We start from the raw sequence: 13,850 nt of genomic DNA on the forward strand, positions 1-13,850 counted from the left end.
CCTATTCAACTAGACTGGCATGTTTTTTTAGCAGATCTGGGGTTAATGCTTCCGGGAAAACTTTTTGATTTTTGGCGGTTTCAACCCCCGCTAGATCATCTGTTTCATAAAGTTTACTTGGGTAGAATTGTAATAAATCTGCCCGACCTTCTTTAAGGATCACATTCAACATTTCTTCGGCTAAAGGATTCGTCGCTTCTCCTTTATCGATCACCGCGAGTGATTCTGTTAAAGCATATGTTCCTTCACTTGGTTCCACAAAATCGATCGGCAATCCTTCTTTTTTATCTTTGAGTGCTTGATGACGTAACCCAAAACCCAACGCCAATTCACCGACGCGGACTTTTTTCAACGGACCCGAACCAGACGCTTCAATATGGTCGCCTGCATTGTCATAAATATCGGCTAAAATCGCTTGTGCTTTTGTCTCTCCATATTGATCAATCAATCCTTGGAACAATAACCAAGCTGTTGAGGAATGGTTGATATCAGAAATCGCTAGTTGCCCTTCATAGATCGGATCAGCTAAATCAGCTAAACTTGTCGGTACAGGCAAGTCTGCTTCTTCCATTGCTTGAGTATTGTAGAAAATGACCCCTTCTTGTGTCGTCATCGGTACTTGGTAATTTGGCAGATCATCGATTGGTTGGACTTCTAATGCCAATTCTTTGAATATCGGTTCATTTTCTTGGACACCATCCAAATAGAACGTGCTCATTGTCACTAGATCCGCTTCAATATCTGTGCCTTCTGCCCAGAGTTTACCGCTCAATTCCGAAGTACCGAAGGATTGTAGCAAGTATTGGTTTTCAAATCCATTCGAATCAAGAACATCTTTGATGATTTGAACCGGCTCTTCATCTGCATTCGTGTATATTATGACTTTTTCTTCGTTACCGTTGGCATTCTCACTTGCGTTTGACGTACTACACGCCCCTAAAATTCCTAAAGCGCTGGCGAAAGACAGATAAATGAACCCTTTTTTGACTAATTTTTTCATTTGCTTCAAATCTCCTCATGATAGATTGCGCAAGTATTCTTGCGGTTAGATTGATCAACAATAATAAGATGGATAGGATAAAGATCTCAGTGAATCTGCCGAAATGTTGTAATTCTTTGATTTTAGTCGTGATCACCATCGTTCGGGCACTTGTCAAAAACACCACTGCACTGATCGTAACCATCGAATTTGTAAAATAGTAACAAGCCATTTCCACGATCGTCCGCTTTGAATTTGGAAGAATGATCCGAACCACTGTATCAAGCCAACTATCCCCCATCATCTTCGCTGTGTTTTCCCAGTTGGGATTCATTTTTAATAAGGCACTTTTCGCTAACTGATAAGGGGTTGCAAAATAATGCACCATGTTGGCAATCACCAAAATACTGATCGTACTTTGAAGAGTTGTTCCGCTAAACACCAGCAAATAGGCAATCCCTAAAACCATTCCTGGAATCGAATTCGTGACAGAAGCAAGACTATCGATCATTTTCAGGATCACGTTTTGTTTTGCGGATCTAGCGGTAAAAATGGCTGCCAAATAAGCAATAACTGTTCCAAACACCGCTGTCCATAAGGCAACGAATATCCCTGTATTCAACGTTCTTCTTAAATCAGACGTTTGTAGGAACGCTTCGATATGACGTGTAGTAAAAGTCATATCAAAGGGCCACCCTTCTACAAAAGGAAGAAGAAACATCACGAGGAAGACTCCTAAAATAAATAAACCACCAACTGTCAGTCCTACGCCAAAGAATAAATCTCTGACAGGGTTGCTTTTTACTGACGTATTTGTCCCGGGGGTTGCATGATCATTTTTTTGGATCTTACGCAAAAACAGAATGCTAACGATCGAAGGAACTAACATGATCAATGCAATGACGGCTCCTCGATTAAAGTCTGGGATCGAACCCATAAAGTACTCATACAATAAAGTCGTGATAAACGGTTCTCGCCCCCCCACCGCTACAGGTATACCAAAATCCGTAAAACTCATGAAAAAGGCTTGGACGAAAGCAACTCCAAATGTTTTGCCCAAAGGTTGCAGGATTGTGATTTTCAATCCTCTAAAAAATCCGTCTCCCATCAATCTCGACACCGTCAAATAGCGTTTATCCAAATAATTCATGGCGTCATTCATCAATAAGAAAGTCACTGGGATCGTATAGATCAGTAATCCTAAGATCACACCTGATTTTCCATAGATCGAAAACAATTCTTGACCGACTAGACGTGTCCACAATCCTTGACGGCCAAAAGAATAGATCAACACAAACCCGTATGTGATGGTCGGTAATAACATTGGCAACATAAAGCATTTCTCAATCATCCACTTGAACCCCTTAGGTAGATTCGTAAAATGCATCCCGTAAGCAAACCAGAAGCCAAGAAAGGTGGCAAAAAGTGCTGTGAGCCCAGCAATGAGCAAACTATTACTTAACGCATTTAGCCAATCGAAGTTCCTTGCTAGTTCCCTGAACAACTCAAAGGAAAATCCGCCTTCAACAGTCAACGCTTCTTTCAAAACATTCGCTAAGGGATAAAACAATACGAGGACAAAACCAAACAAGATGAACGCTGGCAGTAGTGCTTCTATTTTCATCTTTCTCATGAGAAGCGAACCACTTTTTCATGAACTACGCCGGTTGCTTGAGTAAAGATCCGTTCAATATTACGTCGTTTGATTTTTAGCTGATCGACAATAAATGCCTGTACAAAGGGTTCCATCGTGTTCGTCACGATTTCTTTTGGTGTACTGTATTGTGCGATTCGACCATCTTTCAAAACCATGATTTTATCAGAAAGGGTCAATGCCTCTTCTGGATCATGCGTAACGATGATCGTCGTTAAGTTCAGTTTTTTAGCAATCAATTGGATACGTTCTTTGATCGATTCTTTGATGACACCGTCCAATGCACTTAAGGGCTCATCAAGTAACAATACTTGGGGTTTCATCACCAGAGTCCGACCTAATGCCACCCGTTGTTTTTGCCCGCCAGATAGTTGGTGGATGCGTTTATCCAAATGATCATTCAAATCCAATAGATCGATCAATTCTTGCAATTCTTCTTTGGAAGTGATATTTTTTTGTTTTCGCAACCCGTACACCAAGTTTTCATAGGCACTTAGGTTAGGGAATAAAGCATAGTCCTGAAAGACAATATTAAATGGTCGTTTTTCCATGACCTGTTTTGTGATATCTTCGCCATCATAAAGTAGTTGACCATTTGTTGGTTGCTCCAATCCAAGGATGATATTCAATAAAGTTGTTTTTCCTGAACCCGAAGCACCGAGTATCGAAACGATCTCACCTTTAGCGATCGATACATTGATTTCTTTTAAAACTTCATGATGATTAAACGTCTTACTAATACCATCTAGCTTTAACATGCGTTCACTCCTTTGTTCTTTCTATACTGCTAATTGTAGAAAATCACTTTTTACTTCTGATTAACTTTAAGTAAATTATTTGTAGGAATATATATTTTTTGTGTAAATTTTCTAATCATTTTCAGATAAGTATTTCTATAAAAAAACAGTGGCTTGCTTCAATGCGCTATCCTCAGCATTGAAAGCAGACCACTGTTTCAGTGATTACTTATTAGATCATTTTATTTATCTATTTGATGTAAATTTGGTTCAAGTGTAAGCTCGCTTCGTTCCAAATCGTTCTCCGGAAATAAGCACTTCTTCGACTTGATTATCGTTGCTCGGCAAGTGTTTCTTTAATATTTTTCACGATATTCTCTACTGTCAGCCCATTTTCCGCTAATAGTTCTGATGCTTCATAGCGATCATGAAAAGCTTTATCTAAGCCGTAAGTTTGTACACGAATCGTTGCATCTCCTAAATAGCCAGCGACCATTTGACCGTAGCCACCTTCCAAGAGACCATCTTCAAGTGTTACTACTATATCGTGCGTATCTTTAAGTTCATCCAGTAATTCAGTATCTAAACCAGAGATGAACGCTGGATTGATCACCGTAGCAGTTAGTTGGAGATGTTTCTTCAATTCAACAGCGACTTCTTCTGCCAAACCATAAAAATTACCTACACCAATGATTGCTACTTTTTCGCCTTTTTGGATGACTTTGTTCTTATATAACTGACTGTAATCTGTTCGATCTACTTTACCATAAGAAGTGATTGGGCCGACTGGTACGCGGATTGCCACTAATCGATCCGTTTGATCGATCGACCATTCAAGCATCGCTAAGTATTCTTCTTTAGTTGTCGGTGCTAAGTAGACTAGATTTGGGATATGACTCAAAAATGGAATATCAAAGATCCCTAAATGACTTTCATCATTCATTCCGTTTACAGAAGCAAGTGTCACGAGGATCGTACCTGATAAACGATTCAAGGCTAAGTCATGAGAAATTTGATCGTAACTTCTTTGTAAAAATGGTGAATGGACTGCCCATACAGGTTTTACCCCGCCTTTAGCTAAACCAGCAGTCATCGTCGCCGCATGTTCTTCGGCAATCCCTACATCAACAAATTGTGCGCCAACTTGTTGACGTTGTTCCGGTGTAAATAAAATCATCGGTGTGCCTGCATTTACTGCCACAACTGTTGGATCATCCGCCATTTTGCGCAATAAGAAGTCTGTTGTTAGACCGCTATAGGTTTCTGCTCCTTTCGATCGCAGATACTCACCTGTTTCGAGACTAAACGGTCCACCCGCATGGAACTTTTCGCGATTTTCTTCTGCAAAGGAGAAACCTTTTCCTTTGACGGTATGGATATGCAACACAACTGGCTCTTTTTGATCTTTTACTTCTTCGAATAACTCGATCAAAGCAGCTAAATCATTACCTGCGTCAAGATAGCGATAATCAAGTCCTAATGCTTTAAAGAAATTGTTCGTGGCCTGACCATTCGTTTCCCTTAGCTCTTTGAGATTTTTGTAAAGTCCTCCATGATTTTCTGCGATCGACTGGTCATTATCATTGACGATAATGATCGTATTGGTGCCTAGTTCAGAAATATTATTCAAACCTTCATAGGCTAAACCTCCCGATAAAGACCCATCGCCAATCACTACAACGACATTATTTTTTTCGTTTTTTAAATCTCTCGCCTTAGCTAAACCATTTGCTAAAGACAATGAAGTCGATGTATGTCCGATCGTAAAGAGATCATGTTCACTCTCTAATGGGTTCGTGTAACCTGAGACTTCCTGATAATGTGCTTGGTCCAAAAACGCTTGCGCTCTTCCTGTCAACATTTTATGCACATAGGTTTGGTGTGAGACATCAAAAACAAATTGATCTTTTGGTGAATCGAACACATAATGTAGCGCTACCGTCATTTCAACAACGCCTAGATTGGGGCCATTATGTCCACCATATTGGCTGATTTTTTGCAATAACGCGGCACGTGCTTCCTCTACCACTTGTTGAAGCTCTTCTTGCTTCAATTTCTTTAGATCTTGAGGACCTTTTATTTGTTTTAATAACATGAATTTCCCTCCTTTATTTCTGCTTAATCATACACCTTGAACCGAACTCTAAGTCAAGTGATTTTTTTAACAAATAATTCTGATTTGCGAAAATGTTGAACCTGCTGTTATAAAGCTATTTTTTATAAAAAAAAACCGTAGATCCTTCAATCTACGGTTTTTATTTATTTATTCGATGAATAGTTCACAATGATTTTACCCATTTTTTTTTGGATTTCGTCGCTTGTCACGAATAATTTGATAACTAACAAGAACGATCAAAATCAAAATCACACCTGTCAAAACGTACAATACTTGTATTTGTTCTCCCAATGGTGGTAAAACGTTCTTTTTAGGCGGTGCGCTTGGTGTCACTGATTCTTTCGGATCATCGGTGTTCGGCTTTGTGGGGCTTGTTTCTTGTGTCGCATTTGAATCAAACTCTAGTTCTCCAGTGACTTCAATGGTATTAGAACTAGCTTCTATGTGCGTTTGTGGCAATCCAACGATCAATAGACTTAAAGCCATGAACAAACAAAGAATTGTTTGTTTTTTTTGTTTCATCCAATCACCTCACGATTTGAACTATGGATAAGGATCTCCAGCTTCATCTAGCGCTTCAATATTCAATGTCAACGTACTTGCAATTGAGATTGATCCTTTATCCGTTGGAAAATCAAGAACATCAGTATCAACATCCCCTTCAAAAGTAAACGTCGCTGTGCTTGCTCCTGTTAAATCACCAGGACGTGCATTCGGTGAAGCTAAAGTCATAAAGTCTTGTGATAAGGTTGAATTCACCGAACCATTTTCAATCAAAAGATTGCTGTCTCCTAAACTACCAACCAATGTTAACCGATCGATTGCTGAGATATCACCAGATGAAACTGCGTAATTTCCTAGAGTGATTTTTACTGGACGACCTGAATGATTGGTGATCGTATGCTCTCCACCTAGAATTGTCTTATAGTCTTCTGGTTCAGTGAAGAAGACCGCTTTTAAAGGTAACGTCACATTCAACCATTTATCTGGATTTCCTGGTTCTGGCGCTTCCGGATCTGTGTTATCAAAACCTATAGTTCCATCGATCGCCACATCTGCAGTCTTATCGATCGATCCACCTAATGAATTATCGATCGTTTGATCATCTCCGTTGATGACAATATCAGCTTGAACACTTGCCCCTGCTGCTAAAATCGTGCCGAACATCAAACCTGTTGCTAGAATATTTTTTGCTTTCATTTTGTTTTCTCCTTTATTTATGTCTTTATATCCTAAAGCATGATTGCTTTATTCCCTCTTTATTGATTGACATTGATGGTCACGTCAACCGTCGTTTTACCCATAAGCTTTTTATTTTCTAAATCATAAAACTCTAGTTCCACTACTCCTGGATGCGTGCCTGTCGTTAACTCTTTTGCTAATGTCAATTCGGTTACTTCATATCCAGGCTCCAATAAGCCTGTTTCATATAATGTTTCTTTAGAATCCTTCATAGACAATATGGCTTGTTGCCCATAACGATTGGTCGGCAAGTTTTGGATCCAGATATTGCCCGTTTTCCCATCCGCATTGACACTGACTTCTGGATACACATTGATAGTTACATTACTATCGTCTACCGCTTGATTGGCATATTTTTTCAGTTGATCGCCTGTCATTTTTTCCGCATGTTTGATTTCCGGAAAATCGTCCGACAAAATCTGCGTTGGTTGGATATTGACATACCAATACCAACCAATCGCAACAAACGCAAGTAATAATAAAAGAAGCGCCAGTAATCTTTTTTTCTTTTGTTGTTCATTTTTTTCAGTTATTTTCTGTGTTTCCTGTGTGATCATGTTCACCTTCTTGTGTGTGTTCAATTTATCTTCGCAGCAAGGTGTAAATTTAACTTGCCTGTTACTTTATTATTTTGTGTGGTATCCCCAAAATATTTTCCTGTAAAACCAAGCGACATTCGGGAATCTGACGGCACTGATTCCGCCCATTGAGTACCAGCAAAAGTACTTGCTTGTCCAACTAACGGCTTTTCAGATGGTGCCGCACCGATTCGTTGTAAATATAAAAACATCGATTCGCTCGTCGTCTCTTGTTCTGATGAATCTAAAAAGACAATATTTGAAGTACTTGCTAATTCCACATCGTTTTTGGTATGGAAGGAAACTGTCAGTTCTGTCGTTGTCGAATGATTGACCACCTCGTAATCATCACTAGTCACTTGATCGTCTAGGACATCAAAAGCCATCCGAACCGGTAACGTTACATGGATCGCTGGATCACTTTCCACCACAAAAGGAACGGTATATTCCCATGTGGCTGTTTCACCATTAACCAATGACTCGCTGACAACGATCTTACCAATCGTCGCTCCTTCTTTTGACGTATCAGGATATTGAGTGAAACCTTCAATTTTCAAGGTTGGATATTGACTGATATCTAAATATCGCCCAACTTGACGATCCATATCTTCACGAGACATTCCTAACACTGTTTTTTGTTCCCTTGGATTTAAACGATCGATGTTTATTCGTTCAAACCCCTTCGCAGTGATTTGATAACGACTTCGATTATCCGATATCCTTGACTGCACCACATTATCTTGGAAGTTGTCCAGTCTGCCATTGGCTTCTGCATGGAAAATTTCCACGATATCGCCTTTCGTAACTGATAGTCTTCGATTTGTTCCAAAACCATTCAATGTGTCTAACCTTTGATTGCCATTTACAGAAAAATCGAAATCTGGCGTTTGTGCATTCATTGGACCACTAGAAACAGTTGCTTGGTTATAGTGCCTGATTTGATAATACATATCATCTCCAAAATAGGGATGAACCGAAGTTCCAGCTAATGCACTATTATAGGTCGCAACAATTTGTGTTTGATCACTGTTCAAGCTTAAAGTTGCTGCTCGTAGGTCTGTTCCTTGAAAACTAATGCCTCTTACATTTAGCGAATGACCAAACTGATAAGTGACAGGAACATCGATCGTAGCTAATACTGTGCCATTTTTTGAAACCTCTACACGTGCAGCTTGACCATTCAGTGAATCAGGGAAACTTACAAAACGTGCATCATAATCCTCTGTTTCAGTTTGATCTTTGAAGACTGTGACAAAGTCTTTTGCCTGATAATCCGTTTCTCCATATCCATAGTTCAAAACTTGGTTCTTTGGCTGGATATCTGTATAATTTCCGATACCAGTAAAACCAATGATGCCTTGTTCATTGATGACCCCGATTGAAAAGCGTTCGGCATTATTCCGATTGATCTGGAATGTACCTGATGTGATCTCTCCAGCCAAGTCCGCTTGATATGGATTGAATAAGCGAACAGGTTGTCCTGCAAGATCTAAAGTTACTGTTACTTGGTTGATTGAGACAGCTGTATCTACTTCTGGTTGGATCGAGTGGAAGAACTCGGCTGTTTGCGCTCCATTCGTCTGCCATCTCAAGTACGGATAAGTTCGATTGGCATTGCTCCCCAAAGCAAAACCTGTGAACCACTTCTCACCAAACCCAAGTTCAGTTATCGTTCTATCAATCAATCCTGTAGTACTACGTGCTTCACCCACACCATTCGTTGTTGTTTTTCTTGTCGTGCTTGAATCAAAATAAACATTGATTGCTGTAATTCCTGTGGTAGTATTCGAAATTGGTTCTCCAGCAGTAAATCCTGCGACGAATAAATTCGTAAGTTGTGCGGTAGCAGTTGCACTTATCGCTCCGATCACCCCTTGTGCATTTGATGAACCAACACTATAATTGTCGGTCATCACTAACTGAGCATTGCCTTCGATCTTTCCGACAAAACCACCAGATCCACTAGTAACATTCCCAAGGATATAGCCATTGTGATAACTCTCATTGATCGTTACATTTCCTGCTAAACGACCAACAAATCCGCCAGCATAACTATTTCCACTTCGTAAATCACTCGAATTGATACTTCGCTCAATCTGCACTTGACCATTTTCTGTCACATAGCCAATCAATCCTCCACGATAGCTAGCAGTTAAAGAATTAACTGTCGAGCGAGTTTCACTATGTGTATCGATGATCGTAACTGTACCAGATACTTCACCGACCAGCCCGCCTAGATTCAAGGTATAATTATTACCACCAGTAAAATTCACTTTTGAACTAGCGTGATTTATGGTAAGCACGCCCGTCGTGCGACCGACGAGACCACCTAATAGACCGTTCGAAGTATTCGAGTGAAGATTACTTGATGCTTGGCTACTCGTAATCGTTAGTTGTCCATTGTTTTCTCCAATAAAAGCTCCACTTCCATTTGACTGGTTTGAAACAATGCTACTGTTACTGTCCATCCTGATATTCTCAAGTTCAACAATATTTCCTGTACCGATTTGAGCAATCACCCCGGCTGTATAGTTGGTATATGACTGTTCTCTAGTATTCGTCACTCTCAAGTTTTCAAATGTCAGATTCTCAATTCGTAAAGAATCATTCCCGACTGAGCGAATAAAGGCTAAGTCTATTTCTCCACTAGTCAAAGTCAAATTCTTGATGACCGCATGATTACCGATCAATTTCCCTCCGTATCCTTGTCTGCCAGAAAAAGTACCTGCATTTGCCATATCGATTGCTATCCCATCTTCTGGTTCAATCGAATAGTTTTCATCGTCTGGATCAAAAGGTGCTTGACTATTCAAAAAGCGACTTAGATCTTCTGATGTACGAATGACCGTTTGCACATAATTTGCTGTCACTGTTGCATCTTCTGTCCCCATCGTGAAAGTAGCCGTTCGATTTTTTTGATCAACATTTGTCACTGTACTTCCTGTGCCTGTCACGCTAAATCCAACAAAACGATACCCTGTATTTGCTTCAGCTGCCTGAATCATTGTTGTTTCCCCTTCGATAAAATTCGTTTGGTCAGCGTTTGGATCAGCTGCACTCCCTGCCAAGGGATCACGGGCCAGTGTCAAACTCATTCGCCGTGCGGTAAAGCCCACGACTCCTTGCTGATTGATGACACCAATCGACACTCTTGCAATAGATCCACGATTGAAAGTGAAGGTTCCTGCTGTCGCTTCACCAGCTAAGCCAGAACTATATGGATTGAATAGTTTCAATGGCTCGTTTTGTAGATCTAACGTTACCGACACTTGATTACCCGTTACTTGACGATCGACCATTGGATCGATGCTGTCAAAAAACATAGATGGTTGCGTATTTTGGGTCTGCCAACTCAAGTATGGATAAGTTTTATTCGTGCGTTGAGCCACTGAAAAGTCGGTTCGCCAACGACTCCCGAAACCTAGCGCAATAGTTGTTGACTCAATCAACTCTAGCGTAGTTTTCGCTTCACCTACTCCAGTCGTAGTTGATTTGTTCGTTGTACTGGAATCATAATACACATTGGTCGTAGTGATACCCATCGTATCTGAGGTAATGGGTTGTCCCCCTGTAAACCCTGCAACAAATAGTTGGCTGAGTGTCACTCGATCCGTTAATTGATTGATCCCGATCACACCATTGCTATTGGAGGAGCCGATGCTATAACTATCCACGATACCAAGTGCGCCATTGCCTTCGGTCATACCAATGAACCCAGCAGTTCCTAGACTTGTACTTCCTTGAACATGTCCATTGTGATAGCTTTCCTCGATTTTAGCAGTTCCTGACATCCTTCCGATAAATCCGCCCACATAACTGCTACTTCCTCGCATATCACTGGCATTGATACTTCGTTGGATCGTGACATCTCCTGAGAAGGTCACTCGACCAATCATTCCACCTCGATATGTCCCGCTCAATGAATTGATTGCTGTTTGGCTTTCACTCACAGAATCAGTGATTGTTACCTCACTGCTGGTTTCGCCCACTAGTCCACCGATATTTAATGTATATGAACCACCACCAGTAAAAGTAACTCGAGAAAGACTACTCTCAATGGTCAATGAACCGTCATTTTTACCAACGAGTCCACCCATTAGTCCATTAGCTGTGTTGGAATGTAACGTTCCTGAAACCTCACTGTTTTTGATCAATGCTGAACCTTGGTTGTTCCCGATCAATCCTGCACTTCCATCGGGTTGACTAGCAGTAATTTGACTGTTTTCATCGAGCGTGATATTTTCAAGCTCAACTGACTTACTGCTTACTACTTGACCGATGATTCCAGCCACGTTAGACCGCGTCCTCGTATCATTGACGAGTACTCCTTCTAACTTCAAGTTCTCGATTCGTGAAAGGTTGCCACCGTTTAACGTTTGGATCAATCCAAGAGAGACGCCGGAATCTACTAATGAGAGATTTTTAATGATCGTGCCATTTCCGATCAGATGACCAGAAAATTGACTACGTCCTGAAAAATCACCTTCTCCTGACATGTCGATCGTTTGATTTGATTCTGGTTCGATCGTGTAAGTCTGGTCGTTTGCATCATAAGGAGACTCACTTCGTAAAAATTTTCCGAGATCATCGGCATTACGGATAATCGTTGAGGTGTATTCTGCTGTGACTGTCGCATTTTCAGTTCCCATGGTAAAGGTTGCTGTTCGATTTGCTAAATCAACATTTGTGATCGTACCATTACCTGTCACATTGAAACCAGCAAAACGATAGCCAGGAGAAGGTACGCCTGCTGTGACTGTCGTCGTTGCACCTACTACTAGAGTAGTCGTTGGTGCATCTGAATTACTTGCACTTCCGGCCTGTGGCGAATGTGCCAGAGTCAAGCTTCGATTACTCAACTCATAACATGCGGTAACGGTCGCATTTTGTGATCCCATAGTAAATGTGCCTGTGCGATTAACTATATTCACATTCGTGATCGAACTTCCTGTACCACTCACATCAAACCCTGCAAATTGATATCCCGTCGCTGGAGCCGCTGCAGTCACTGTTGTTGTTTGGCCCATTTGAAGAGTTGTCTCTCCCGCTGTTGGGTTTCCTGCACTTTCTGCTTCCGGAGAACGTCCTAAGGTCAATGTTTGAAGTGTAATTGGTAGTTCAGTAAAGCTCCCTCGAATTGCCTGACGAACTGTCGCTGTGTAGTTCGGATAATATGCATGTGCAGGAAGGGTTCTCATATAGAAGTACGTATTAAAAATCCAATCTAGATCTATCGTAAATGAATTGGTTCGTGCACTAGTAATTGACGCAGCTCTAATTCGTTCCACAACAATGCTAAACTCATGAAAGTCTGCCAATACACCCTCTCTAACATCTGTAGGTGGTGATACAACTGCCGACTTTATATTGTACGGCGAGCTTTCTCGAACTGTAATTAAAAAGTCCCCTTGGTTATGTTCAATAACTGCATTTCCAAATTGATAGTCATTTCGAATAGGCATCGAATAGAAAGAAACCCCCGCTTGTAACAACGAGCCTATACTATCATTTGCGCTATCCCTATACAAATACTGCCTCGGCAAATTAACCGTGCCTTCAATCTTATCCCCTATCCTATTCCCTAATTGATCGCTACCATTCCACGATACCCTTGCACGGCTATCATTGGCAAAGAAATTAGCATATGTCGTTGGGAATTGCGTACGGCCGGGTGCATTCGCATTGCCTTGTAAAAATCTAGTAATAAAATGATGATCTAGACTCGTGAGTAAATTAGGTACATTCCGCAGACCGGGATCTAATTTTATTACTCCCTTATCTTCCTGGGGCTTTTCTTCCGAAGCATAGGTCTTTTGGGCGTCCCCGCTCTCTACAGGTACTTCTCTTGAAAGTTCATCGTTCTCTGTTGGGGAATCATCATCTGTTGATTCACTTATTTGTCCAGCAGTGCTCTCTTTTGTTGTTTCTGCTATAACACTGATACTATTTCCTAATGACGAGAAAAGCAGCAAGATAATTACAATAATATGTAAACTTTGTTTCTTATAAAAATGAGTCATTTCCTCCTCCTACTCTACACGTATTATTTGACGTGACGTAATCTGCTGATTTTTGGCAAAAAGTTATACTCAATGTATGGAATCTACTAATTTATAGTGATTCATTTTCTACTTAGTGTCTTCTATTGCACGATTGATTTCCTAAACAACTGTTCTTTACATTAGAACATGCCTACTTTTTTAGATATCGCTAGTTATATGTTCGACTAATTAAATAGCTGCACCCCTTTCTTAACCCAGATGAAACTACGATATTAAATAACGACGTAACAAAGCTGTTATTTTTTCATCTTTTTATTATAATAACACTAATCCACCCTTTGTTTATTTTTATTTTTTTTCGAACAAAAAAAAATAAAGCACTGCCTTATTTCTATAAGTTCTGTAATTCTAGTAATAGTCATTGGTTGCAATACATATATCTATAGCCAAAACTATTTTTTTATTATTCAGAAAAAAATATCACACTATACACCTAAGAAATTTTTGTATACTTTTTATTGAAAAAACAAAATATCTTCACT

At 40.2% G+C, this 13,850-nt stretch carries 8 protein-coding genes; all 8 read right to left on the reverse strand.

Translation table 11 applies throughout. The features are described from left to right. Position 1: 1 nt before the first annotated feature. The 8 genes from IGK01_RS08710 to IGK01_RS08745 all read right to left on the reverse strand — a co-directional run bounded on the left by IGK01_RS08710 (position 2) and on the right by IGK01_RS08745 (position 13,326). Entirely contained in the window at positions 2 to 1,000 is a 999-nt protein-coding gene (locus IGK01_RS08710; protein ID WP_153830204.1) for an ABC transporter substrate-binding protein, read from the reverse strand. Continuing rightward, positions 927 to 2,612, reverse strand: coding sequence for an ABC transporter permease (locus tag IGK01_RS08715; protein WP_438748290.1), 1,686 nt, complete (start codon positions 2,610 to 2,612; stop codon positions 927 to 929). Before IGK01_RS08715 ends, IGK01_RS08710 begins: the two co-directional genes overlap by 74 nt. Next, positions 2,609 to 3,391 carry an ABC transporter ATP-binding protein gene (locus IGK01_RS08720; protein WP_023519938.1) on the reverse strand — a complete coding sequence of 261 codons (783 nt, stop codon included), beginning with the start codon at positions 3,389 to 3,391 and terminating at the stop codon, positions 2,609 to 2,611. The genes IGK01_RS08715 and IGK01_RS08720 overlap by 4 nt, the downstream gene beginning before the upstream one ends. A 310-nt stretch (positions 3,392 to 3,701) precedes the next feature. Beyond that, a complete protein-coding gene (locus tag IGK01_RS08725) occupies positions 3,702 to 5,465 on the reverse strand; it encodes a 1-deoxy-D-xylulose-5-phosphate synthase (RefSeq protein ID WP_096081607.1) in 1,764 nt (587 codons plus the stop codon). A 195-nt stretch (positions 5,466 to 5,660) separates the two neighbouring features. After that, complete coding sequence (locus tag IGK01_RS08730; RefSeq protein ID WP_010735056.1) at positions 5,661 to 6,008, reverse strand: hypothetical protein; 348 nt, start codon at positions 6,006 to 6,008, stop codon at positions 5,661 to 5,663. A 21-nt stretch (positions 6,009 to 6,029) separates the two neighbouring features. Next, on the reverse strand, positions 6,030 to 6,686 hold the full coding sequence (locus IGK01_RS08735) for a hypothetical protein (protein ID WP_023519941.1): 657 nt from the start codon (positions 6,684 to 6,686) through the stop codon (positions 6,030 to 6,032). A 59-nt stretch (positions 6,687 to 6,745) separates the two neighbouring features. Further along, positions 6,746 to 7,285, reverse strand: coding sequence for a hypothetical protein (locus IGK01_RS08740; RefSeq protein ID WP_010735054.1), 540 nt, complete (start codon positions 7,283 to 7,285; stop codon positions 6,746 to 6,748). A gap of 20 nt (positions 7,286 to 7,305) precedes the next feature. Then, positions 7,306 to 13,326: an InlB B-repeat-containing protein gene (locus tag IGK01_RS08745; protein ID WP_438840664.1), complete on the reverse strand. Its 6,021-nt coding sequence runs from the start codon at positions 13,324 to 13,326 to the stop codon at positions 7,306 to 7,308. Positions 13,327 to 13,850 lie beyond the last annotated feature (524 nt).

This window comes from Enterococcus sp. AZ080 (assembly GCF_051714945.1).
Taxonomy (GTDB): domain Bacteria; phylum Bacillota; class Bacilli; order Lactobacillales; family Enterococcaceae; genus Enterococcus_B; species Enterococcus_B pernyi.

Bases quoted from the DNA above. Each gene is read 5' to 3' on its own strand.
- IGK01_RS08740 (WP_010735054.1), bottom strand. From the start codon at position 7,285: ATGATCACACAGGAAACACAGAAAATAACTGAAAAAAATGAACAACAA.
- IGK01_RS08735 (WP_023519941.1), bottom strand. From the start codon at position 6,686: ATGAAAGCAAAAAATATTCTAGCAACAGGTTTGATGTTCGGCACGATT.
- IGK01_RS08730 (WP_010735056.1), bottom strand. From the start codon at position 6,008: ATGAAACAAAAAAAACAAACAATTCTTTGTTTGTTCATGGCTTTAAGT.
- IGK01_RS08715 (WP_438748290.1), bottom strand. From the start codon at position 2,612: ATGAGAAAGATGAAAATAGAAGCACTACTGCCAGCGTTCATCTTGTTT.
- IGK01_RS08720 (WP_023519938.1), bottom strand. From the start codon at position 3,391: ATGTTAAAGCTAGATGGTATTAGTAAGACGTTTAATCATCATGAAGTT.
- IGK01_RS08710 (WP_153830204.1), bottom strand. From the start codon at position 1,000: ATGAAAAAATTAGTCAAAAAAGGGTTCATTTATCTGTCTTTCGCCAGC.
- IGK01_RS08725 (WP_096081607.1), bottom strand. From the start codon at position 5,465: ATGTTATTAAAACAAATAAAAGGTCCTCAAGATCTAAAGAAATTGAAG.
- IGK01_RS08745 (WP_438840664.1), bottom strand. From the start codon at position 13,326: ATGACTCATTTTTATAAGAAACAAAGTTTACATATTATTGTAATTATC.